The sequence below is a fragment of the Flavobacterium sp. FlaQc-28 genome, from assembly GCF_044007415.1.
Lineage (GTDB): Bacteria > Bacteroidota > Bacteroidia > Flavobacteriales > Flavobacteriaceae > Flavobacterium.
The window spans coordinates 1,197,391-1,221,958 of the sequence record NZ_JBIPCM010000001.1 but is presented as its reverse complement, the minus strand read 5'-3'; the positions used below and the strand labels follow the sequence as shown (position 1 = coordinate 1,221,958).

Here is a 24,568-nt window from a genome sequence, read left to right as displayed (position 1 = left end):
TATGTTTGACGTTTTAATTGTCGGTGGAGGAGTCTCAGGGATTTCTTGTGCCCTTGTTTTGGGTTCTGCCAAAAACAAAGCTTTTGTTACCGATAAAAAAATTGGAATCTTTACACATCAAAAGAATTCTTCTTTACAAGAGGCTATTTTTTATAATGCTTATGGTATTTCGCCTGGAAAATTAGGCTCTGAATTACTAACAGAAAGCACACAAGATTTAGCAGCTTCTTATCCGCATATTACTCAAATCGCAAATAAAAAAGTAATTAAAGTAGAAGGAACTTATCCAGAGTTTACTGTAATTACCAACAAAAACTCTTATCAAACAAAAAATATTGTTGTTGGTATTGGTTCTGCAAATACTTTTGATATTGAAGGTTTGATGCAGTATATTGAACCTCATAAAAAAGCGCTTCCCGAAAAACAACGTATTCAGCTTAAAAACGACGATCATAAAGTTGCTGACGGCATTTATGTAATTGGAACTTTGGCAGGCTGGAGAAGCCAATTGTCCATTGCGGCAGGAAGCGGTGCTGCTGTTGCCACAGATATTCTCACTTTATGGAATAACGGAGTGCAGACTCACGCACACGACAGTATTCGATAAAATCTTATAAAATTTTAAACCATATAAGTGATATAAGTACCATAGATGCTTTACGCATAGATTAAATGAACTTATAGCACTTATATGGTTTATTTATTTTAATCCGTTTCTGCTATTTTACCGAAACGATTTCTGTTACTTTGATATGTTTTTCAGTATCCGTTTTCCAGATCTCACCTTTTATAGAAACCTCATCGCCTTCTTTCAATTTCTTGTAGTTTTCTGGACCGCCAACATTTACAATGCTGATTGCAGCAAAATAAACTTCGTTTTTAGCAGTATTGATTTTCGCTGTATAACCGTCCTTTCCAAATTCAATCGACTGAACTTTTCCTGAAATTGTATTTTTATCTTTCATACTTGCACAAGAAATTGCAAAAGCTATTAGAAGCAAAAGGAAACTTATCTTTTTTAGATTTTTCATATTTTGTGATTTATCCGTAATCTTGAGAGCTAATAATTACGAAAAGTAAGCAAAGTCTTGTTTTGAAAATTTACGCTAATTGTGTGCAGCTTCCTGCGATCACTTTTAGATCTTCGCCAAACTGTTTCCAAACACGAATGTATCTCAAAACACCATCAATTGGATTGTTATCAAATTTTCCTTTTAATGAAACTGTAACAACAACGACAGCCGAATCGCCAATTAAATTAATAATTTGGTCAGAAGCCTCAATCATATCAATTTTCATTTTACCCGAACGATAGGAATCAAGATCAAATTGCTTTGTGATTGTATTGCCATCTGGCAAATTGAACAACAAATCGTCATGAAGCATTTTTTCTAATGCTAAAACATCGGCATTTTTAATCGCAGTCAGAAGTTCAATTTCGGCATTTACAACAGTTACTACTTCCATATTAAAAAGATTTATGGTTACTTTTTCGGATTTAAGATTGTTTTTATCATGGCGTCATCTTTTAAAATAACATCATAATAATACATTTCTCCATACAATTGTCGCGCAAATTCTGCAGTGATGTATCTATTTACCAACGCTTTTGTTTTATCTAGTTTTAAATCTAAACCAGTCAGTGAAATATATTTCTTGAACTTCTTAAAGTAGTCGTCAGAATTTTTCATTTGCACTAGAAACTCGTTAAAATGAATTCCTTTAAAAGCATCTCGATTTTTATCTAATTCTTCAAAAACAAAATGACCTACTATTCCAGTTTGAAGCAAATATGCCACATTCTCATTTCCGTGCTCCGCTTCCATCGGTACAAAAACATCTGGAACAATTCCGCCGCCGCCGTACACGATTTTACCTTTTGGCGTTTTAAACTTTAAAGAATCTGCGACTTTTATGCTGTCTTTTGCATACAATTCACCTGTCGTGACACGTGACTCCGATTCTTTAAAATATGCTTCATTTCCTTTTTTATATGGTTTTTGAATCGATCTTCCAGTTGGTGTATAATATCTTGCCACGGTAAGGCGAACTGCCGACCCATCGTTGAAATCCATTTCACGCTGCACCAAACCTTTTCCAAAAGAACGACGCCCAACAATAGTACCGCGATCATTGTCCTGAATTGCACCTGCCAGAATTTCGCTTGCCGAAGCACTGTTTTCATTGATTAACACATATACTTTCCCGGCTTCAAAACTTCCTGCTTTAGTAGCATATGTTTTTTCTGTTGTTCCGTTTTTATTTTTGGTAAAAACAATCAACTGCTTGTCTTTTAAGAATTCATCAGCAATAGCAATTGCTTCTTCCATATAACCGCCTCCATTATCACGAAGATCGATTACGAGCGACTGAATTCCTTTTTCTTTTAATCGTGTCAAACCCGTTTTAAACTCGTTAAAAGTAGTTTCGGCAAAACGATTTATTTTGATGTAACCTACGTTATTTCCAATCAACAAAGAAGCATCAACGCTTTTAATTGGGATAATATCTCTTTTGATTTTAAATTTCAGCTTCTTTTGTTCAGATTTTCTAAAAACAGTCAATTCAATTTCTGAACCTTTAACTCCTTTTAATTTAGAGAATAAACTGTCTGATGGGAGTTTTCGTCCGTATAATTTAGTTTTCCCTGCGAATAAAATTCGGTCGCCAGATTTCAACCCTGCTTTTGCAGAAGGCCCATTCTCAACAGGTTTTATAATGGCAACAGAATCTTTATACATATAAAAATTGATGCCTATTCCAACAAAATCACCTTTCATACTTTCGGCTACTTCAGCCTGTTCGCTTGGCGGAATATAAACGGAATGCGGATCTAATTTTGAGAGTATGTTATCGACGGTAAGATTAACAATTGAATCGGTGTTGATGCTGTCAACATATTCATTATTGATAAAATCGATAAGTTTATTGAGTTTAGTTTTGGAGTAATTTTTAGCCAAAAACTGGTCATCTGCAGAAGTGTGCATTAAACTTCCGAGTACTGTTCCTAGAGCAAAAGTGGCTCCAATAACAATGGGCAGATATTTGGGATTAAATTTCATTATTCTTCTAAAACAGGAATATGTTCTACTTCGACACCCGCTTTTATTAAAAATTGAATTCCAGAGTCATCACGATATCCGTTATGATAAACCACTCTTTTTATGCCTGATTGATGTATTAATTTACTGCATTCTTTACATGGTGAAAGTGTGATATACAAAGTTGCACCTTCACATGATTGTGTTGATCGCGCTACTTTTAAGATCGCATTTGCTTCGGCATGTAAAACATCCCAGCGTGTTAAACCATCTTCGTCTTCACAGCAATTTTCAAATCCTGAAGGCGTTCCATTATAGCCGTCAGAAATAATCATTCTGTCTTTTACGATGATAGCACCCACTTGTTTACGCTTGCAGTAAGAGAGTAAACTCCATTCTTTAGCGATTCTCAAATAGGCTTTATCGTATTTATTAAGTTTTTTTACTTCCATTTATTTTATCTGTTCCAAATTGGGCTTTCGATAATCATCGGAATTACTACTCCAATAATAAAAGCCGACATCACAAGTGCCCAGTCGCGTTTTGAAAAACGAAACACAGTCTGTACAATATATGAGATTACCAAAACCACAAAAACCACTACTAACTGCGCTGCTTCGATACCTAAAGCAAATTCTCCTAAAGGTAATAATTTTGAACTTGGCGAACCTCCTAAAATAGTTTTAAAATAATTCGAAAATCCTAGTCCGTGTATAATTCCAAAAAACAGCGTTACAAAAAATATTAAATTTATGCCGTCATTTTTAGTTGCTTTTCCTGCGGTAAAAAGATGATATAAAGCTGTAATCAAAATCGTTATCGGAATTAAAAACTCTACAAGATTTACTTTTACTGTAATTATTCCAAAAACAGAAAGTACTAACGCTACGGTATGACCGATTGTAAATAAAGAAACTAAAAGCAAAATGCGTTTCCAGTCTTTAAAAGTATACGGAACTGTTAATGCGATTAAAAAAAGAACGTGATCGTAAGCGTTGATATCTAAAACATGCTTTAAACCTATTTGAAAGTAAATCCAAAATTCTGACATAAGAACTAATAATATTTTAATGATTAGGGGTTGTAAACATACGATTTATTTTGAAGATTCAGTAAATACAGTTCTTAAAACAATGAATAAAAATAAGTTAAATTTATGAGGAATTTAAAATTGTTAAATTAAAATAAGATTTATCTTTGCGAAATAAAACACTTTTTAATTATGCCATTTTCAGAATTATTTGATAACGAATTCAAACAAAGAAACAGAGGTCATTTCTCTGCAATTGTGCGTGTAGCATTTGCTGACGGTAAAGTAAGTCCTGAGGAGAAAGACTTTTTGGACAAATTAGCTTCAAGATTAGAAATCTCGGAAGAAGAATACAGTGAAATCTTAGTTGATCCTTGGAAACACCCAATAAACCCGCCGTATTTATATGCACAACGTTTAGAGCGTTTGTTTGATTTGGCAAGAATGGTTCACGTTGATCATCATTTAGGAGATCAACAAGAAGTTATGTTGACTCGTATGGGATTAGCTTTAGGATTTACTCCAGGAAACGTAAATTACATTATTTCAAAAGCATTGTCTTTAGTAGACAAAAAAGTAGATTTAGATACTTTTGTTTTTGAAATGGAAAATATGAATAAATAACATTTAGTATTCAGTGTTCAGATTTTAGTGTTCCGTTTATATACTGACTTAAAAATTGAAAACTAAATAAAACTCAAAAATAAACCCGACTAGATTTTAAATCTTGTCGGGTTTATTTTGTTTGTACTATATTCAGATTTGTGAATTATAAAATATCAATTACTATTTAAACAATTCTATTTCATAAATCAGAATGGCGCATTAATCCTTAATTAATTTCAACCCCAATTTTCCTTGTCGTTCTTGACTTTCATTTGCAGTAATCTCATATGTATAATTCCCTTTTTCAAGAGTTGTTTCTCCAACATAATCAATAGGCTGCAATGTATATGTTTTACCATCAATTTGTAACTCAACAAATGCATAGCTATACGCGTACTCAAATACTTTGTAACTTGTTTTCTGTCCTGAACTTACATCCTCGAAATTCACATTTCCAGTTGAAGTATTTACTGTAATATTTTTAAAATTAAATTTACTTGCATTCGACAATCTAATTTTTACTCCAGAGGAATCATTATCATTAGAACAGCCAAATAAAGCTACGGTCAAGATTAACAAAATGGATAGTTTTTTCATAAGTCTTTTATTTAAAAGATGTTGAAAATGTAAAAAGGTTGCGTCGCCCCAAAAAAAATAGTTTGCTATTGTGCTTCCTTCATAAACTCCTCTGCCTTTTCTACCATTTTATAGCTTCCACAGAAAAATGGAACCCTTTGATGCAGTTCTGTCGGCTGGATTTCCATAATTCTTCCAAAACCGTCTGTTGCTTTTCCTCCAGCTTGTTCTGCAATAAACGCCATCGGGTTGCATTCATATAATAAACGTAATTTTCCTTTTGGTGCTTTTGAACTTGTTGGATAAATATAAATTCCGCCTTTAATCATATTTCGATGAAAATCTGAAACCAAACTTCCAATATATCTTGACGTATAAGGTCTGTCTTCTTCTTCACGCTGACAATATTTGATGTAATTTTTTACGCCTTGCGGAAAATGAACATAATTCCCTTCGTTTACCGAATAGATATTTCCGTTTTCAGGAAATTTCATATTTGGATGCGATAGATAAAATGTACCAATTGCCGGGTTTAGTGTAAATCCGTTCACACCATGTCCAGTGGTATACACCAACATAGTCGAAGTTCCATAAATTACATATCCTGCTGCAACTTGATTGATTCCCGGTTGTAAAAAATCCTCGCTTGTAACCGGAGTTCCTATTGGAGTAACTCTTCTAAAAACAGAAAAGATAGTTCCTAAAGAAACATTTACATCAATGTTCGATGATCCGTCAAGCGGATCCATCAAGATAACGTACTTATTATTATGACTGTTGTCGCTCCCCTGAACAGTTATAAAATCGTCGTTTTCTTCTGAAGCAATACCACAGACAATCTCACGGTTTATTAACGTCTGGATAAATACTTCGTTTGCATAGACATCTAATTTTTGCTGGTCTTCGCCTTGGATATTTTGTTCGCCTGCTGCGCCAATAATATCTACTAAACCTGCTTTGTTTACTTTATAGTTTACGACTTTCGCCGCCAAACGTATAGAGTTGATAATTCGGGAAAGCTCCCCCGACGAATACTGAAATGCTTTTTGGTTCTCAATAATAAACTCTCCCAGTGTTTTATTGCGTTCTTCCATTGCTATATCGTTATAGTTTTTAATTTTAAGTCACAAATATCGCTTATTTTGTGAGAATGATTTAAAAATTATTTTGTTAGTTTACTACTATTGTATATTTGCTAATTAATAGTAGAAAGCAGCCTATAAAAAAATGCTTTTTTAGCTAATAAACGGTTAATAATAAGAATATATGAAATTGATCTTGACAAAGACACAATATTATATAGGAGCGGTAAAAGAATAAAATTAGGATAGTTATGAATATTAGAAAAGGGAATCCTGAAGACATGAAATATGTTTTGGGATTAATACAAGAACTGGCAATATTCGAAAATGAACCTGATGCGGTTATTATAACTGAAGAGGATTTAATACGTGACGGATTTGGAGAAAAACCGCTTTTTCATGTATTTGTAGCTGAGATTACAAATGATTTAAATGAAAAGGAAATTGTTGGAATTGCATTGTATTATTACCGCTATTCGACTTGGAAGGGAAAAACAATCCACTTAGAAGATTTAGTTGTAAAAGAGAAAATGCGGGGTACTGGTCTTGGTTCTGCATTGTATGCCGAAATAATGAGACAAGGCAAAAGAGACAATGTGAGAAGGGTTGAATGGAATGTTCTCGATTGGAATACTCCTGCTGTAAAATTTTACGAGAATTCAGGTGCAAAAATTCTCGACGGCTGGCAGGTTGTTCAAATGGATGAGTTAGGAATTAATACGTTCTTAGATAAATTATAAAAATATTAGTTTGCCACGAATTTGCTTCGCCTGTTCGCTTTCGCTCGAGTCACGAATTAGCACGAATTAGCACGAATTAAATTAGTGGAAATTTGTGTAATTCGTGGCAAACTGACACAGATTGTAAAATCATTTTAATCTTATAATCTGTGGCAGAAGAATATAAAAAAATACCAGATTTCGTAATCTGAAATCTAAAATTAAAAAATCTAAAATTAAAAATGAGAGTATTTAAATTTGGTGGTGCATCTGTAAAAGATGCTGAAGGAATAAAAAACGTATACGACGTTTTACAAAAAGTAGGTTATGAAGATGTGATTTTAGTTGTTTCGGCAATGGGAAAAACCACAAATGCTCTTGAGGTTGTTATCAAGAACTATTTTGATAAATCGGCAGAGCTGAATTCATCTGTACAAGAAATAAAAAAATACCACAACCAAATCTTACTGGATTTGTTTGAAGATGAAAAACATGAGGTTTTTACAGCTGTAAATGCGCAATTCTCAGAATTAGAATATTTCTTAGCGCATAATAAATCTCCTAATTATAATTTTGTTTACGATCAAATTGTAAGTTTTGGGGAATTAATCTCGACTACTATTTTAAGTCATTTTATGAACTTCATGGGTATTCAAACACAATGGCTGGACGTTCGTAATTTCATTAAAACAAATGCAAACTATAGAGATGCCGAAGTAGATTGGGAAGCAACGCAGCAGCTTATCAGTAAAAATGTACCTCGAAAAATCTTAAACATCACGCAAGGATTTTTAGGTGCTGATGAAAATAATTTCACTACTACTCTAGGTCGTGAGGGTTCTGATTATACTGCCGGAATTTTTGCTTATTGCTTAAACGCTGAAAGTGTAACGATCTGGAAAGATGTACCAGGAGTTATGAATGCTGACCCGCGTTATTTTGAGAATGCAAGTTTGTTGAACCAAATTTCGTATCGTGAGGCAATCGAATTGGCGTTTTACGGTGCAACGGTTATTCACCCAAAAACGTTGCAGCCATTACAGAAAAAGGAAATTCCGTTGTATGTAAAATCATTTATCAACCCGTTATTAAAAGGAACTTGTGTTTCTAAAGGTGTTGATCTTGAACCACAATATCCATGTTTTATCGTAAAAAGAGAACAGCTTTTAATTTCTCTTTCTTCGATTGATTTCTCTTTTATTATGGAAGAAAATATTAGTGAGATTTTTGGGTTATTCCATGAGTTTAAAATCAAAGTAAACTTAATTCAGAATTCTGCGATTAGTTTCTCTGTTTGTGTGGAAGATAAATTTGGAAATTTCGGTGATTTGAACGCTATTCTTTCGAAAAAATTCAAAGTAGATTACAGCGAAAACGTAACTTTATATACTATTCGTCACTTTACAGAAGATGCTGCGCAAACTGTTGAAACCAACAAAGAAGTTTTACTAAAACAAGTCAGCCGCGAAACCATGCAAATTGTAACTAAAGAACTAAATTAATACTTTGTAAAAGGTAATTATTTCAATTCAAATATATTTTAAAAAGGCTTCACTTAATTGTGAAGCCTTTTTTTCTATCTCGCCCTATTATTCTCTGTCTGCTCAATTTCAGATTTCTTGTAAGTTGTCTTTTTTGAGTTCCCGAAACTATAAGTTGCAATTAGTTTAAAATAATTTGTAGTATAGGTTCTGTGGTAATAAATTTGAGTCTGCCCCACTTCATAATCACCAGAAACCATAAACTTATGAAAGATGTCATTTGCCGTAAAATTTAGTTTTAAGGCATCTTTAAAAAAGTTTCTTTCAATACCCAGCGTTACAGTTGAGCGCGGGTTTTCACTTCGCAATCCGTAACTTTTGTCGCCCAGATACCAGGCTAATAATTGAATTTTGAAAAGATCAGGAATCGTAAACGTGTTATTTGAATACAAATAAATTTGAGGTTTAACCGGACCCAAGGTATATTCATAAAAATTATCGACTGATTTGCTTAAATTCATACTCACGGTATTAGTAGAATTCCACCATTTCACATTGAAAGATCTCGAAATCGATGTAAAAAAAGTATGCTCTTTTTCGATATTTAAAGACCTTAAAATATAACTATTTGGCGTATCACCCCGCAAAGCAGCTCCAGAAATCGGATCGATTTTGTAGGTGTATCCAATTTTAAAATCAAACTTTTTGTAAATCGTACCAATTTCAAAAGCGTGCGTTTTTTCAGGAAGCAAATTTGGGTTTCCTTCTATTGTCGTAAATGGATCCTGATAAATAACATACGGGTTTAAAGCTTGATAACGAGGTCTTGTAATTCTGGAAACATACGAAAAATGCGCTTTCCAGTCTTCTGATACATTAAAATTCAAAAGTAGGTTTGGAAAAAAATTCTCATAATCTTTACCAAATTTCTGAACCCCATTTGCATTTGTATACAAATCATAACTTGTGCTTTCTACCCTTGCTCCAATAGAAAAATTTACTTTTTCACCCAGCATACTTCCAAAATTAAAATAAGCCGCACTAATCTTTTCCTTGTATGTAAAATCACTCGAAAGAGTATCGTCTAATTCAAAATCATCGGTATTAGCAATAAAAAAATCAGTTCCAGACTTTATAGCAGCATAACTAAATTTGGCTCCAAGTTCAAGTTTGGTTTTATCACTAATTTTTTTCGAATAATCAGCTTGTGACATTACAATGTTAATGGTGCTTCCAACATCATTTTTTAGAAATCTTTTGCCATCTGTTTCCTCAACAACACTATTTTCTTCAATAAAATCTCTTACCGTTCCGTTGTAATTTGAATATTGTGTTCCTATAAACAATGACGAGCCTTTGGGATCTGTTATCAGATTATAATTCAAATTAATAAACTGATTTAGCAGCACATCATTTTTGGCAATATCTGTAGCATAAAAACTATTCCCGGAATTATTCGTTATTGAATTTCTGCTTTTTACTGCTCCGCCTAAATCCTCGATATTTCCACTGTAAGCCAGCGAAATATAACTATTCATCGAAAAAGTATACTGAATTCCGGCTCCAAAATTGGAGTAATTATTAAATTGCCTTTGCCAATCTGTAGTTAGAGCAGACTTCATATATACATCCGGATTTGGACGTGTTCTAGTGGTGTACAACAATTCTCGACCTTTGCCCAATTGCAATCCGTAATTGGTTATAAAAGAAAATTTACCTTTGGTATAATTAAAATCTAAAAGGGTATTGGTGCTTGTTCCTGCAAATTTAGAAACGGTAACATGCTGGCTTGCCGTTCCCATTATACCATTTTCGATGTTTTGTTTTGTAATAATATTGACAACCGCTTTCCCCTCGGCATCGTACTTTGACGATGGATTTGAAATTACTTCAATTTTTGCAATCTGCGAAACTGGAATCGCCGCAAAACGTTCGTAATTTATCAAAATTCCATTGAGATAAATAATGGCTTCACCTTTGCCCAGAACGCTTATTTGCCCCTCGGCAACTACAACATTTGGAACTCGCCCTAACAATTCATTTACAGAACTGCTCGCTGCCAGAACAGTTCCTGTTACATTAACATCGATTGTACCGTTTGCACCGTATTTAAGTAATGACGGTTGACTTTTTACTACTACTTCGTTTAATTGATTGTTACTTTCTAAAACGATAATCGAGCTCAAATCAATATTTTCGGCATTTGAATAGTTTATGTTCAAATGCTTATCTGCAAATTCTGCTGAAGTCAATTTTAAAATTACTTCTTTTTGATTAATATCAGATAATTGAAAAACTCCATCTAAAAAATCCTGTTGTTTTAGAATCAAGGAATCACGAACAGATAAAACAACAGCTGTTCCCATCATTAATTCGTTATTACGACTTACTACTTTTCCAGAAATTTTCTGAATAGATTGTGCCTTTAAAAATGCACTATTAAAAAGAAAACAATATAGGTAAACGAGAACCAGAATTAAAAACCTCATAAAATTTAATGATTAAGATTTGACTTTTTGCAGAAACAAAAGTCAGCTCTAAACCACAAAACGAGGTAAGCGAAAGCGAAATCAGGAGTACGAATTTATAAATTAATACTTCTGTTAAGCCTGTAAAGCCTGAATTTGATAATTTAATGGTGTTGTTCCAGTATGTTTTTTAAAGACGGCGAAGAACGTTGATTTCGAATTAAAACCCACATCATAACCAACAGATTCTAAAGTCAATTTATCATTTGACCTTATTATTATACAAGCTTCATTTATTCTCAATTCATTCACATAACTTGTAAAATTCTTTCCTAGATTATTATTCAAAAACTGAGACAATTGATGCGGCGTCACATTTAATTCTTTTGATAAATCCTGTAAACTCAAATTTGCATTTTTATACAAACTTTTCTCAATCATTTTGTTCTGGAGTTTTTCAAGTAAAAGGGCGGCTTCTGATTCTTCCATTTTCTTTCCCGAAGCTTTTTGTCCGTACAATAAGAACAAATCATCTGTTCTTTTTCGATACAGAAGAATCGAAATTATCAAATACAAAATAAAAGAAAACACAACTGCTCCGCCAATATAAACTGCCGCTCTGGCTCCCATAATTGCTAAAAAATAAAACAGAAACAGCAAAAAATTAGCCAGAAAAAGCATTCCAAACCACATTTCCGCCGGAGTTGTTTTTTCTTTTATACTGATGATTTTTTTTAAAATATTTCTAATTGTAAAAGCAGAAAAAAGGATATAAACAAACCATTGAAAATAAATAGTTCTGATAAAATAAGTACCCCAAAATTCTGGATACGTTTTATATGGATATACTATTCCAACGGCTGCAATTAAAATTCCCCAAAATAAAAGTGTCAATTTCCAAGATTTGGGTAAAATCGTAACTTCATCAACTGCAGATTTTAGAAAATAATACAAACACGGTCCAATAAAAAAACAAGCCGTAAGTCCTAACTGCAAATACAATTTTGGCAGTTCTGGATCAAAATAAACAAATACCGACTTTGCTATTCTTACGCTTAATGCAAACAAAAGCATCCCTAAGAAGTAATTTGTTAAGTATTTTTTCTTCGTGAAAAAGAAAAAATAAATGCTCAAAATAATTCCGTTGAAAGCACCTAATGCACTAAAAAAAAATAAAAGTTCTTTACCAGTATCCATTATTCAAATTTGTTTATCCTGACAAAGCTAAAAAAAAATGATTTCGATTGCCTTCTTTTTTAATTTTAATAGAAAATGCGATTATTCTTATAGCTGAAAATATTTAACTAATTTTATAACTCTAACAGAAAAATATCAAATAAGATCAAATATTCCTAAATTATGGAGAACAACAATGAGCCTTCTGAAGAAACCAAAGAAAGATGGATCAAAGATCCTAATAATTGGATTTGGGGAATGTTTTATTACAATCCCGAAGATAAAAGAATCTTCCCTCCAAAGAAAATTAAAGAGTTTGGCTGGACTACCAATTTTGCAAATCCAAATTCTGTTTTTGTATTATTAGCGATAATGGCTGTTCTTATTACCTTAGGGCGGTACCTTAATTGATTCCCTTCAAACTGTAATATTCAACGTAATAATTCCCGATTATAAATACTACTTTTGATTTTTGAGAGTTAAAGTGTTTATGTTGAAAAAACTACTGTTTTTTATGATACTGTTTTGGTATTCTGGGCTTAAGGCTCAGGAAACTGAATCGCTGTACAAAACAAAAAAAGTCGTTGTTGCAAAAGATACTATTCATCTCGAACCTTTCAGCATAAACTCCAGTTTTTTTGAACTTTTAAATACCAAAAATCAACCTATTGATTCTTCTTTTTATAAAATAGATTTTCAAAAAGGAACACTGCTTTTAAATGAAAAATTCACTTCTGTTTCAGATACTTTAATTGTCAATTATCTCAATTATCCTGATTTCCTCACAAAAGAATATGGCTTCTACAAAGACAGTCAAGTAGTGAGCAACGACATTGATACTGAAAAATTATACAAAATTGACAATTCCAATATTAAAAAAACCACTCCGTTTGACGGTCTAAATACTTCTGGAAGTATTACTCGAGGAGTAACAATTGGGAATAATCAAAATACAGTTTTAAATTCTAATTTAGATTTACAGATTACCGGAAAAATATCTGATAAAGTTAGTTTACGCGCTTCGCTTCAAGACAATAATATTCCGCTTCAAGATGGCAGTTATTCTCAAAAACTAGATCAGTTTGACAATATTTTCATGGAACTTTTTACGGATGACTGGAACATTCGGGCGGGTGATGTTTTTCTAGAAAATCGGAAAACACAATTCTTGAGTTTCAACAAAAAAGTTCAAGGACTTTCTGCCAGTTTTGATTTTGATACTGAAAAAAGCAAAACTAATGTTTTTGCTTCGGTTTCGTTTGTAAAAGGCCAGTATGCAAAAAGTACTTTTACGGGTCAAGAAGGAAATCAAGGACCGTATAAACTTAAGGGTCAGAATGGCGAATTGTATGTTTTGGTAATTTCAGGTTCAGAGCGCGTTTATGTAAATGGTGTTTTGCTCAAAAGAGGTGAAAACAACGATTATGTAATTGACTATAATGCGGGTGAAATTGTTTTTACTTCTCTTTTTACGATAACTTCAGAAATGCGTATCAATGTTGAATATCAATATTCTGAACGCAATTATAATCGATTAGTAACGTATGCCGGTGCAACGCACGAAAACAAAAGCTGGAGTTTTGGCGGTTATTTATACTCCGAAAATGACATGAAAAACCAGCCATTACAGCAAAATCTTTCAACAGAACAAGTACAGGTTTTAGCGCAGGCAGGTGACAATCAAAATTTAATGAAAGCCCCATCAGCATATGAAGATGCTTATGCTGAAAATAAAATACTGTACAAAAAAAACAGCCTCAATGCTGTAGAATATTATGAATATTCAAACAATCCTGCTGATGTTTTATACAATGTAAAATTTAGTCTTGTGGGTAATAATCTCGGAAATTATATCATTCAAAATAATACTTCTGTCGAACGAATTTATGAATATGTTTCGCCCATAAATGGTACTCCGCAAGGAAACTACGAACCAATTGTACAACTGGTCGCTCCGATAAAAATTCAAGTGGCGACTTTTTTAGGAAAATACAATCCTGACGAAAAAACATTGGTTGATTTTGAAATTGCAATGAGTAATAACGACAAAAATTTATTTTCTCCAATTGATGATTCTGACAACGAAGGCATTGCTTTTAAAACGAATATTAAAAAACGTCTTTTTACAAGAAATTGGGCTTTAGATGGTTTTGCAAATTATCAATTTGTTCAAAAAGATTTTAGATCTGTAGAACGCTTGTACAATATCGAATTTAATAGGGATTGGAACTTAAACACAGCTCTCTTAGGGAATCAAAGTTTACTGGTTACGGGCTTAAACTTTGATTTGTTTGCCAAAAAAGAAACTTCTAATATTGGATTATTTACTTATCAATTTGAAAAATTGGATTTTACCGAAAGTTATTCGGGAGCTCGTCATACCACAACTGCTTTATTCAAATTTAAAAATTGGACAATTGAGAATCAGGGCAGTTTTTTAAATAGTGATGCAACGACATCGACTTCAAAGTTTATTAGAAATCAAACCAGAACTAAATATCATTTTGGCAAAAACTGGATTGGAGCGAGCATGCAGCTTGAAGACAATCAGGAAAAAGATAAAGTTACCAATCAGTTTTCGGCGATAAGCCAGCGATTTTCTGAATATGGCACTTTTATTGGACGCGGCGACAGTACAAAGGTTTTTGTTGAACTAGGATATTTACAGCGAAGAAATGATAGTTTGCAAAATGGGCTTTTACAGCATGTAAATAACTCACAGACTTATTATTTAAAATCGAAACTAATTCAAAATAAAACAACTGATTTAGCGGTTTACGCAAGTTATAGAAATCTTGATTTTACAGATTCTAACCGAAAAAACGAACCTTCTTTAAACTCTAGAATTCTTTATAACGATCGATTCTTTAACCAATTTATGCAAATAAGCAGTGCTTATGAAACCAGTTCTGGAACCATCGCTCAACAAGAATTTACTTATATTGAAGTTCCTGCGGGGCAAGGTGTTTATACTTGGAATGATTATAATGGTAATGGGATTCAGGAATTAGAAGAATTTGAAATTGCAGCTTTTCCAGATCAGGCAAAGTTTATTCGAATCTTTTTACCAAATCGAGTTTACATCAAAACCAATCAGAATAAATTTTCGCAATCTGTTGTACTGAATCCGCTGCAATGGCAAAATGAAAAAGGGTTTAAGAAAATCATATCCTATTTCTACAATCAAACTTCTTTTATCATGGATCGAAAAGTAAAAAGTGAAGGTGAGCTGGAGTTGAATCCTTTTTATTCTTCAGATGAAAATATTCTGGGTTTGAATTCGAGTTTTAGAAACAGTTTATTCTACAATCGAGGCAAACAAAAACATTCTGTTACGTATTCGTATCTTATCAATAACGGAAAAAGTTTACTTTCAATTGGCTCGCAGAATGTCAAAAACAATTCGCATCAATTGCAATACACGCATTTATATCAAAAAAGCTGGCTGCTTAATTTCTTTACAAAAACAATAAGCACCAACTTGATTTCTAAAGATTTTGCGGAGAAAAATTACGATTTAAAAGGGTATCAGCTTGCACCAAAAATCAGTTATTTATTTTCCAGAAATACTAGTTTAGATTTTTTCTATGAATTTCAAAACAAGGAAAATCAGATTGGCAATTTTGAAACATTAATGCAAAACCGTCTTGGGACTTCGTTTTCTTTTGCTGGAGAGAAAAAAATAACTTTAAATGGTGAGTTTTCTTTTTATGAAAATAAGTTTACTGGCAATGAATTTTCATCGGTAGGATTTCAAATGCTTGAAGGTTTGCAGGCGGGACAAAATTTAGTTTGGAAACTGCTTCTGCAAAAGAATATTACACAGTTTTTAGATGTAAATTTAAACTATCAAGGACGTAAAAGTGAAGCTGGATCTACTGTGCATACAGGTAATGTACAGCTAAGAGCATATTTTTAGCGGTGAACAAAAAACATAAGAATTAATTGCTTAATTTTATAATACTATTTAAACTAAAATCTTATGAAAAAATTATTATTGCTCTGTTTCATAGTAGTTTTATCTACTAATTTTTACGCTCAGGAAACAGTAACTAAAGCGGCTAAAAGTAAAACCGAAACGGCGGCTAAAAAGACTAAAGCGAAAGCTGATAAAACTACTGCTGATGCTAAGAAAACAGCTGATAAGGCTGCGAAAACTAAAACCACTGCAGAAAAAGAAACCGCTAAAGCTAAAAAAGAAACAACAAGCGCTGCTAAGAAAACTGCAGACAAAGAAACTGCAAAAGCAAAAAAAGACGCAACAAGCGCTGCTAAAAAAACAGCAGACAAAGAAACTGCAAAAGCAAAAAGTGAGGCTAAAAAAACAACAGCAAAAGCTGAAAGCACAAAAGCTGACGTAAAGAAAACAACTGCAAAAGCTGATGCCACAGCTAAAACTGCAGCTAAAGATGCTACTGCAGCTAAAAAGACTGCGACAAAAACGTTAAAAGAAACAAATGAAAAAGCACCAAAAGTAGCTGATAAGGTTACTGGTGAATACAATGGTAAAAAAGTATATACAGGCCCAAGAGGCGGTAAATACTATATCAACAAAAATGGTAATAAAACCTATATTCAGGATTAAGAAAAAGGGACTAAGGTTCTGAGAGACTAAGGTTCTGAGATACGAGACTTTGAAGCCGAACTTATGTTCGGCTTTTTTATTTTCAAAACACAAAAATCTTAGAACCTTAGTATCTCAGCCTCTTAGAACCTTAAATAAAATATTGCGTTAATAATTTAGTAATACGTGCGAAATAACATAAAAAACATATTTCTTTATCTTCGTTTGCAAAAAGCGTTAAACTATGAGCATTGACTATTCTGCTAACAAAACAATTTTAGTTGCTCCATTAAACTGGGGACTTGGCCACGCCACAAGATGCATCCCAATTATTAAGGCGCTTCAGGAAAACAATTTTATTCCTATTATTGCTTCTGATGGTGTTGCGCTGGCTTTGCTGCGAAAAGAATTTCCCTATATACAAACGCTGGAACTGCCTTCTTACCACATTGAATATGCTAAAAATGGTAAAAATTTTAAATGGAAGTTGATTAAAAACCTTCCGAAGATGATTGCTGCTATTTTAGATGAGAAAAAAATGGTGAACGGCTGGATTAAAAAACATGGTATTGACGGAATAATTTCTGATAATAGATTGGGGGTTTTTAGTAAAAAAGTGCCTTCTGTTTTTATGACGCATCAGTTGAATGTGATGACAGGAAACACTACCTGGTTTACGAGTAAATGCCATCAGTATTTTATAAAAAAATACACGCAGTGCTGGGTGCCGGATTCAAATGAAAAAACAAATCTTACCGGCGATTTAGGTCATCTTAAAAGCAATGATTTAAATCTTAAATACATTGGCCCTTTGAGCAGAATGCGTAAAAAGGAAACGCCTAAAATATACGATTTGATGATTATTTTATCAGGACCGGAACCACAGCGTACTTTTCTGGATGAAAAACTGCAAAAAGAAATAGCGGGTTACAAAGGAAAAGTAGTTTTTGTTCAGGGAATTGTAGAAAAAACGCAAACCAAATGGCAGGCTGGAAATGTTACTTATTACAACTTTATGAATTCTAAACAATTAGAACAGACTTTTAATGAAAGTGATTTTGTTTTATGTCGTTCTGGTTATACAACTGTTATGGATTTGGCTAAACTAGGCAAAAAAGCTTTTTTTATTCCAACTCCGGGACAATATGAACAGGAATATCTGGCGGTAAAACTTCAAGAAGAAAATCTTGTACCTTATGCAATGCAAGACGACTTTACGATTGATGATTTATCAAAGGTAAAGTCGTTTAAAGGTTTGTCTCAATTTAATGATGAAATAGACTGGGATACGCTATTTACTGTTTTTGAGGACTAATTTTTAGAAATTAAACTGTGCTTGCAGGCGCAGTAAATTTCCTTGTTGTCTGTTTATTGGAAGAGCACTGTCCTCAAAAGTTCTGTCGGCAATTACATACTCGGCAGTTAATTCTAATGCTTTGATTGGCTGCCATTCGATACCTATTTCGTAATCTCTTACGACATAACTTCTGGCGTCTTTTTCATATTTTTTACCTCCGTCATAATATTGAAATTTTGCAAAAGGATAAAGATGCTGTTTTTTAAAATCGAGTTTATAACTTAATAAAACATAACCTCCATTTAAGTCAGTTTCATCAACAGTATTGGTTAACGTATTGTAACGAGGTCCTGTTCCCACATTGTATTCTGCCTGAATCCCGAAAGGTCTTGGATACAAAACAAAAGTTGCTCCTACTCTTTGGTCTTTTACATATTGCGGATCATTTACTTTTACTCCCTGTGAAATTTCACCTGTAAAAGCCCATTTACCAGTATAAGCCTGAATTCCTGGTTCGATAATCTGGCTTCCAATCACAAAAGGATACGTTACTCTGGCTACTACATTTAAATCTCTGTTGCCGTCTAGTTTGTTTGCAATTTGACCATTGTAAACTCCAAAAGCAAAAACTCCATAGTCGCCTGATCCTTTAAATCCATCTTTTACAAGCATTTCGAAACGTTGTCTAATTTCGGCAGGTGCCCAATAAAAAAACAACCCTAAATCACGCTCGTTCAAAATGGCACTATTCATCGCATCATTACGATCTAAGGCTAAACGCTGCGAACTTGACTGCATATTTTCGAAACCGTATGGAATTTTACTCTGTCCAACACGTACACGATATTCTTTTTTCTTATCAAAAGAAAGATCAAAATACAAATCACGAATTTGCACAAAATTCTGAATTCCAGTACTTGGAGAACTCGCAAAATCGGGTTGAAAATAAAAGAATACGTTAGGATGAACCTGTCCTGAAAACACTAAACGCGCACGACGAATAAAAAGTCCGTTGTTTGCTTTTGCATCTGGAGCTGTAGAAGTTGTTCCCCATGATTTATCACATTGTTCGCAGGAAACTTTGTCGTTTGTCGAGAACAAACCATTGTATCTAATTTGTGCATAACCTCTTAAAGAGATTCTGTCGTACCAATGTTCCTCACCGCTGACACCTGACTTAGTGTCAGGCAGTTTTGCTTTATTTATAGAATCTAAAATACGAATTACTTCGTTTTTTACTTCTTGCTTGTTCAAATCTTGTGCATTAGATGCCCAAGTCAACAGTAATAAAACTGCAATTATTTTTCTTTTTATCATTCTTTCTTAAATCCCTTAATTTCAGAATGCAAAGATGTATCACCTATGTTAAGAAATCATTAACCAGATGTTACTATAATAAAAATTTATTGTTATGGACTAAATCTGTATGTTGATTTATTGTTAAACACCTTTGTTTTAGGGCATTTGACAAAAACTCAATTACAATTTTTTAACGTCAGCTTTTTGATTTTTAAGCGCTTTTTCGAGTGTAAAAGAGAATTCTGAACCAATTCCGAACTCACTTTCTACATAAACTTTCTCTTTATGTGCCTCAATAATATGCTTTACGATCGCCAAACCTAAACCAGAACCTCCTTCAGATCGAGTACCGCTTTTATCAACTCTATAGAAACGTTCAAAAAGTCGTGGAATATTTTGTTTCTCAACTCCTTCTCCGTTATCACTTATACGTATTAAAACCTTTCTCTTGGTTAAATTAACAACACCAACTTCGGTTAAACCTCCTTCTTTTCCGTATTTGATCGAGTTTACAATTAGATTTTCTAAAACTTGTTGAATCCTGTCTTTATCACCTCGAATAATAACAGATTGTACATTTTTACTTTCAAAAGCCAGTTTAATTTTCTTTTTGTCAGCTTTCATTTCTAACAAATCAAACACATTATGAATAAGCTCTACAATATCAAAATCTGTAATCATCAAATTTAAATCACCAGATTCTAATTTGGTAATCATATCTAAATCTTCAACAATGTAAATCAGGCGTTCAACCCCTTTTTCGGCACGTTTTAAATATTTTTTTCGGATATTTTTATCATCCATTGCCCCATCAAGCAAAGTCGAAACGTAACCTTGAACGGTAAATAATGGTGTTTTTAATTCGTGCGAAACATTTCCTAGAAACTCTCTGCGGTATTGCTCACGAATTTCGAGCATTTCGATTTCCAGTTTTTTATCTGTTGCAAACTTTTTTACTTCTCGTGAAAGCGTTTCCATATCAGTTGTTATTGGCTGATTGATAAGTGTTGTTGATTCTAACAGCGAAACCTCATCGTATATTTTTTTTACTCTTCTATATATAAAACGTTCTACACGATATTGCAAAACCAGAAATGAGAAGATGTAAATTGAGATTAAAAAAATTATGCCAAATGCAATTTGGTGTTTCAATTGACCTTTATAAAATAAAGACATCAAAATGAGTACAAATCCTGTTGCAAATAGACTTATATATAATGCCGATTTTACAGCAAACTTGTATGTTTTTTTAAAATTAATTTTCATTGAAAATATTAAACCATTAACAGATTATTTTTTTCACCATGTAAGGATATAAGTTTATTTAAAAGTAAAACTTAATGGTGTGCATTTACATAAGAACCTAAAAAAGCAAATCTTTGTCAAAGTTCTGAACTTTGACAAAGATAATTATTGTGAATGTAGGTAAACCACAAATTAAATGAACTTATTCACTTACAGGGTTTCCTTAATATTGAATCCTTAAACTTCAAATTTGTAGCCTACTCCTTTTATAGTTTTAAAAAGGTCTTCACCTATTTTTTCGCGTAGTTTTCTAATATGAACATCAATTGTTCTTCCTCCTACTACCACTTCGTTCCCCCAGACTTTATCAAGAATTTCATCTCTTTTAAAAACTTTTCCTGGTTTTGAAGCTAATAAATAAAACAATTCGAATTCTTTTCTTGGAAGCGCAATTTCTACATTGCCTTTAATAATTTTATACTCTTCGCGGTTAATCTCGATTCCTCCAACATTTATAGTATCACTAACTACTTCTTGTTCTTTTAACCTTCTTAACAGAGCCTTTACTTTTGAGACCAATAATTTTGGTTTTATTGGCTTAGTAATATAATCATCAGCACCAGCATCAAAACCAGCTACTTGCGAATAGTCTTCACTTCTTGCAGTAAGAAATGTTATGATAACATTATTTAATTCAGGGATTTTTCTGATGTGCTCACAAGCTTCCATTCCATCCATTTCAGCCATCATCACGTCCATAATAATTAATTCCGGCAATTCTTTCTGAGCTTTTGCTATAGCATCTTTTCCGTTAGAAGCTGTAACAATTTGATAGCCTTCTTGAGCAAGGTTATAGCCAACGATTTCTAAGATATCTGGTTCGTCGTCAACTAATAAAATCTTGGTTTGTGTTTTTTTCATAAATAGCAAAAATTGAGATTTTTACATCAAATTCTCTTTAATATATATCCGATGTTTTTTATTTCACAGGGTAAATATAGTAATAAATGAATCGTTAAAAATTGCTGTTAACGGTAATTTAATCTGGTAACAATTTGATAATCTTTAGCACACAAAAACATAACAAGTTCGTAACATCGACTTCACAGCTCAGTTATTTCTTTGCACAAAAATAAATCAAACACAACACTGAAATGAAATTCAATTTAAAATTTCTATTTATTGCATTATTTATCTGTACGATTTCGATCGCACAAAACAAAGGTACGATTTCTGGCGTTTTAACCGACAAAGAAATGAACAACGAAGCCTTACCTTTTGCAAATGTTTTAATTAAAGGTACAAACATTAGCGTAAATACTGACGTTGACGGAAAATATTCGTTAAGCGTAAATCCAGGAAATTATATCGTTATTTATAGTTTTTTAGGATATGAATCTAAAGAAGCTCCAGTTGTAGTAAAAGCAAACGAAACTGTAGTTGTAAATCAAGTACTTTCTTCTGGAAGTTTTACTCTTAAAGATGTAGTGGTAAAATCTACTGGAAACAGAGAAAAAGAAACGGCTTTATTGCTAGACCAAAAAAATGCTGTCGTAATTAAACAAAGTATTGGCGCACAGGAAATGTCTAGAAAAGGTGTAAGCGATGTAGAAGAAGGTTTAACTAAAATTACCGGAATTACTAAAGTTGGATCTAGAGGTCTATTTGTTCGCGGACTTGAAGACAGATACAACAACTTATTAATTAATGATCTTGCTGCACCAACAAACAACCCATTTTTGAAAATTATTCCGCTAGATTTATTCTCTACGGATATCGTTGGTGTTATTGAAGTTTACAAAACATTCAGCCCAAACATTTATGGTGATTTTGCAGGTGGAACATTTAATATCCAAACTTCTAAAAACACAAAAAGTATCACGAAAATTAATATTGGAACAAGCTATCTTGTAAACAGTAATTTAAAAAGATTTTCTATTTCTAAAGATGCTGATTCTGCAGAAGGATTCTTCGGAATGACTGGAGACAATAGAAAACTGCCTTCTTTATTAGGAGATACTCCATCTGGTCATGTTTTTACTCCTCAAGAATCTTTAAACTCTTTCCAAAGCGGCTTTGACGTTTCGACTATAAGAACTCCACTAAATACAAGTATTGGATTTTTGCATGCTGAAAAATTTGATTTAGAAAAAGACAGAAGCCTTTCTTACATCATCTCTGTAAATGCAGAAAACAGCTACGCAATTCAAGAAGGAGTTGACAGAACTTTTGCTTACCAAAGTACTGGTATCAGCTATAAAACTGATTTCATCACTACAGACAATCACTACAGAACTTCTTTGACAGGTTTATTAGGTTTAAACTATAATACAAACAGATTTAAACTTGCTTACAACAGCCTTTTTATCAGAACAACAGATAACTTAATCAAAGATCAATTTGGTGTTGCTAATGCTGAAACTGGAACTGGAACAAACAAAACTCTTATTCGTACTAACCAATTAGATCAATCAGATTATTGGAACAATCAATTATTAGGAGAATATGCAATTACAGAAGATAAAAGCCAAACTGTAAAAGCAGGTGCCTCTTATGCGCTAACAAAATACAATCAGCCTGACAGAAAAGCTTTTTCTGGTATTAAAACGGATAACGACGGAATCATTGCTTCGATTGCAGGAAACAACTTTATCAAACAATATTTAGAAATTACCGGAAACTCTTATTTCTCTGGTTTAGCTGAATATAACTTGAAATTTGGAGCGGATAAAGGTCACAAATTAACTGTTGGTTATAACGGAAACTTGTCAGACATGGAGTCTTCATATCGTTTTATTTCTCCAACACCTGGTCCAAACATCGATGCTCCGCTTAACAGTATCGACGATCAATTGAATGGATACATTGCTGGAGGCGCTTTCAATTTTAGAGAAAGTTCTAACTCTACTTATAAAGCTATTTTAAAAGAAGGCGCTAATGCTGGATATGCGAACTTGCTTTACAAATTCAATGACAAATTTGAACTTAATGGTGGTGTACGATTTGAAAGCACAAATAGAGAAACTAAATACAGAACTCAAGGTTCTTTTGATGAGCCATATGTAACTTTAAACTACGACAAAACTTATTTCTTGCCTTCGTTGAACGCTAAATACAGCGTTACCGAAAAAGCAAATGTTCGTTTAGCAGGTGGTATCACTTACACTAAGCCAGTAATAATGGAGGCTTACCCAATCGAGTACATCAATGCCGATGGAACTTCAATGAAAGGAAATCCATATTTAGTGAACAGTGACAATTACAATGTTGATTTAAAATATGAGTTTTTCCCAACAGCAAAAGAAATGTTCGCAGTAGGACTTTTTGGTAAACAAATGAAAAATCCTATCGAAAGAACTTTGACTGCAAATGCTGCTGGTTCTACGATCATCACTTATCTAAATTCTGACAATGCAGTTATATACGGCGCAGAAATTGAGTTTATCTATGATTTAGAAAGATTAACTAATACGTTCAAAAATTTCTCTTTAGGTTTTAATACTTCTTTAATGAGTACTAAAGCAGAAGTAAAACCTTTTATCATAAATCCTGACGGAAGTGTAACTCAGACAATCGAAACTCATACATCAAGAGACTTACAAGGAGCTTCAAAATGGTTGATCAATTCAGATTTGAAATATCAATTTGACGTAAACAAAAACTGGAGCAATACACTTTCATTAGTTTACTCAGTATTCGGAAAAAGAATTTATGCAGTAGGAACAAATGGTCTAGATCATATTTATGAACTTCCTGTATCACAATTGGATTTTGTATGGAGCAGTAAACTCTCTAAACATTTTGATTTAAAATTCACTGCAGACAACTTACTTGATCCTGCAAGAAAATTCGAAATTGGAGATAACAGTGTAACACCAGTTGTTGGAGATCCATTAACAAGAAGCTACAAAAAAAGCAGAGGTTTTTCATTAAGCCTAGGATATACGTTTTAATCCTCTTTAAAACAAAAACTACAAAGCCCTA

The 24,568-nt window shown here is 33.0% G+C and carries 21 protein-coding genes; 9 read left to right on the top strand and 12 right to left on the bottom strand.

Going from position 1 to position 24,568, the window contains the following annotated elements; genetic code table 11:
* Position 1 precedes the first annotated feature (1 nt).
* Positions 2 to 607, top strand: coding sequence for an FAD-dependent oxidoreductase (locus ACHRVL_RS05435; RefSeq protein WP_395410918.1), 606 nt, complete (start codon positions 2 to 4; stop codon positions 605 to 607).
* A gap of 112 nt (positions 608 to 719) precedes the next feature.
* Here the strand turns inward: ACHRVL_RS05435 and ACHRVL_RS05430 are convergent, their stop codons facing one another.
* From ACHRVL_RS05430 to ACHRVL_RS05410, 5 genes are all read right to left on the bottom strand, one after another.
* Complete coding sequence (locus tag ACHRVL_RS05430) at positions 720 to 1,031, bottom strand: hypothetical protein (protein WP_395410915.1); 312 nt, start codon at positions 1,029 to 1,031, stop codon at positions 720 to 722.
* Positions 1,032 to 1,101: 70 nt separating this feature from the next.
* Entirely contained in the window at positions 1,102 to 1,467 is a 366-nt protein-coding gene (locus ACHRVL_RS05425) for a nuclear transport factor 2 family protein (RefSeq protein ID WP_089054280.1), read from the bottom strand.
* Positions 1,468 to 1,484: 17 nt separating this feature from the next.
* Complete coding sequence (locus ACHRVL_RS05420; RefSeq protein ID WP_395410913.1) at positions 1,485 to 3,062, bottom strand: S41 family peptidase; 1,578 nt, start codon at positions 3,060 to 3,062, stop codon at positions 1,485 to 1,487.
* A complete protein-coding gene (locus tag ACHRVL_RS05415; RefSeq protein WP_089054282.1) occupies positions 3,062 to 3,493 on the bottom strand; it encodes a dCMP deaminase family protein in 432 nt (143 codons plus the stop codon). The genes ACHRVL_RS05420 and ACHRVL_RS05415 overlap by 1 nt, the downstream gene beginning before the upstream one ends.
* Before the next feature lie 5 nt (positions 3,494 to 3,498).
* On the bottom strand, positions 3,499 to 4,092 hold the full coding sequence (locus ACHRVL_RS05410; protein WP_089058455.1) for a HupE/UreJ family protein: 594 nt from the start codon (positions 4,090 to 4,092) through the stop codon (positions 3,499 to 3,501).
* Between the two features lie 171 nt (positions 4,093 to 4,263).
* Here ACHRVL_RS05410 and ACHRVL_RS05405 point away from each other — a divergent pair, with 171 nt between their 5' ends.
* Positions 4,264 to 4,695 (top strand): TerB family tellurite resistance protein, encoded by a 432-nt coding sequence (locus tag ACHRVL_RS05405; RefSeq protein ID WP_089054284.1) that lies wholly within the window; start codon positions 4,264 to 4,266, stop codon positions 4,693 to 4,695.
* A gap of 201 nt (positions 4,696 to 4,896) precedes the next feature.
* On the opposite strand, the gene ACHRVL_RS05400 is transcribed toward ACHRVL_RS05405, so the two are convergent.
* Together ACHRVL_RS05400 and fbp are read right to left on the bottom strand one after the other, a co-directional pair.
* Positions 4,897 to 5,274 (bottom strand): hypothetical protein, encoded by a 378-nt coding sequence (locus ACHRVL_RS05400; RefSeq protein WP_395410912.1) that lies wholly within the window; start codon positions 5,272 to 5,274, stop codon positions 4,897 to 4,899.
* 65 nt (positions 5,275 to 5,339) lie between these two features.
* A complete protein-coding gene (gene fbp / locus ACHRVL_RS05395) occupies positions 5,340 to 6,347 on the bottom strand; it encodes a class 1 fructose-bisphosphatase (RefSeq protein ID WP_089054286.1) in 1,008 nt (335 codons plus the stop codon).
* Positions 6,348 to 6,586: 239 nt separating this feature from the next.
* On the opposite strand from fbp, the gene ACHRVL_RS05390 reads away from it, so the two are divergent.
* Positions 6,587 to 7,075 carry a GNAT family N-acetyltransferase gene (locus ACHRVL_RS05390; RefSeq protein WP_129052985.1) on the top strand — a complete coding sequence of 163 codons (489 nt, stop codon included), beginning with the start codon at positions 6,587 to 6,589 and terminating at the stop codon, positions 7,073 to 7,075.
* 221 nt (positions 7,076 to 7,296) lie between these two features.
* Positions 7,297 to 8,556 carry an aspartate kinase gene (locus tag ACHRVL_RS05385; RefSeq protein ID WP_089054288.1) on the top strand — a complete coding sequence of 420 codons (1,260 nt, stop codon included), beginning with the start codon at positions 7,297 to 7,299 and terminating at the stop codon, positions 8,554 to 8,556.
* Positions 8,557 to 8,630: 74 nt separating this feature from the next.
* On the opposite strand, the gene ACHRVL_RS05380 is transcribed toward ACHRVL_RS05385, so the two are convergent.
* Both ACHRVL_RS05380 and ACHRVL_RS05375 read right to left on the bottom strand, forming a co-directional pair.
* The gene (locus ACHRVL_RS05380; protein ID WP_395410908.1) at positions 8,631 to 11,024 is read right to left on the bottom strand and encodes a TonB-dependent receptor domain-containing protein; all 2,394 of its coding nucleotides are present in this window, start codon (positions 11,022 to 11,024) and stop codon (positions 8,631 to 8,633) included.
* A gap of 114 nt (positions 11,025 to 11,138) precedes the next feature.
* Positions 11,139 to 12,200 carry a helix-turn-helix domain-containing protein gene (locus ACHRVL_RS05375; RefSeq protein WP_395410906.1) on the bottom strand — a complete coding sequence of 354 codons (1,062 nt, stop codon included), beginning with the start codon at positions 12,198 to 12,200 and terminating at the stop codon, positions 11,139 to 11,141.
* Between the two features lie 162 nt (positions 12,201 to 12,362).
* Here ACHRVL_RS05375 and ACHRVL_RS05370 point away from each other — a divergent pair, with 162 nt between their 5' ends.
* The 4 genes from ACHRVL_RS05370 to ACHRVL_RS05355 all read left to right on the top strand — a co-directional run bounded on the left by ACHRVL_RS05370 (position 12,363) and on the right by ACHRVL_RS05355 (position 18,058).
* Complete coding sequence (locus ACHRVL_RS05370; RefSeq protein WP_395410904.1) at positions 12,363 to 12,590, top strand: hypothetical protein; 228 nt, start codon at positions 12,363 to 12,365, stop codon at positions 12,588 to 12,590.
* Between the two features lie 79 nt (positions 12,591 to 12,669).
* Complete coding sequence (locus ACHRVL_RS05365; RefSeq protein WP_395410902.1) at positions 12,670 to 16,098, top strand: hypothetical protein; 3,429 nt, start codon at positions 12,670 to 12,672, stop codon at positions 16,096 to 16,098.
* A 63-nt stretch (positions 16,099 to 16,161) separates the two neighbouring features.
* Positions 16,162 to 16,764: a hypothetical protein gene (locus ACHRVL_RS05360; protein ID WP_395410900.1), complete on the top strand. Its 603-nt coding sequence runs from the start codon at positions 16,162 to 16,164 to the stop codon at positions 16,762 to 16,764.
* 223 nt (positions 16,765 to 16,987) lie between these two features.
* On the top strand, positions 16,988 to 18,058 hold the full coding sequence (locus ACHRVL_RS05355; RefSeq protein WP_395410898.1) for a glycosyltransferase: 1,071 nt from the start codon (positions 16,988 to 16,990) through the stop codon (positions 18,056 to 18,058).
* 3 nt (positions 18,059 to 18,061) lie between these two features.
* On the opposite strand, the gene ACHRVL_RS05350 is transcribed toward ACHRVL_RS05355, so the two are convergent.
* The 3 genes from ACHRVL_RS05350 to ACHRVL_RS05340 all read right to left on the bottom strand — a co-directional run bounded on the left by ACHRVL_RS05350 (position 18,062) and on the right by ACHRVL_RS05340 (position 21,505).
* Positions 18,062 to 19,357, bottom strand: a complete 1,296-nt coding sequence (locus ACHRVL_RS05350; protein ID WP_395410896.1) for a porin — start codon at positions 19,355 to 19,357, stop codon at positions 18,062 to 18,064.
* A gap of 162 nt (positions 19,358 to 19,519) precedes the next feature.
* Positions 19,520 to 20,605, bottom strand: coding sequence for a cell wall metabolism sensor histidine kinase WalK (locus ACHRVL_RS05345; protein WP_089054297.1), 1,086 nt, complete (start codon positions 20,603 to 20,605; stop codon positions 19,520 to 19,522).
* A 216-nt stretch (positions 20,606 to 20,821) separates the two neighbouring features.
* The gene (locus ACHRVL_RS05340) at positions 20,822 to 21,505 is read right to left on the bottom strand and encodes a response regulator transcription factor (RefSeq protein WP_089054298.1); all 684 of its coding nucleotides are present in this window, start codon (positions 21,503 to 21,505) and stop codon (positions 20,822 to 20,824) included.
* Positions 21,506 to 21,738: 233 nt separating this feature from the next.
* Here ACHRVL_RS05340 and ACHRVL_RS05335 point away from each other — a divergent pair, with 233 nt between their 5' ends.
* The gene (locus ACHRVL_RS05335; RefSeq protein WP_395410895.1) at positions 21,739 to 24,537 is read left to right on the top strand and encodes a TonB-dependent receptor domain-containing protein; all 2,799 of its coding nucleotides are present in this window, start codon (positions 21,739 to 21,741) and stop codon (positions 24,535 to 24,537) included.
* Positions 24,538 to 24,568: the final 31 nt, after the last annotated feature.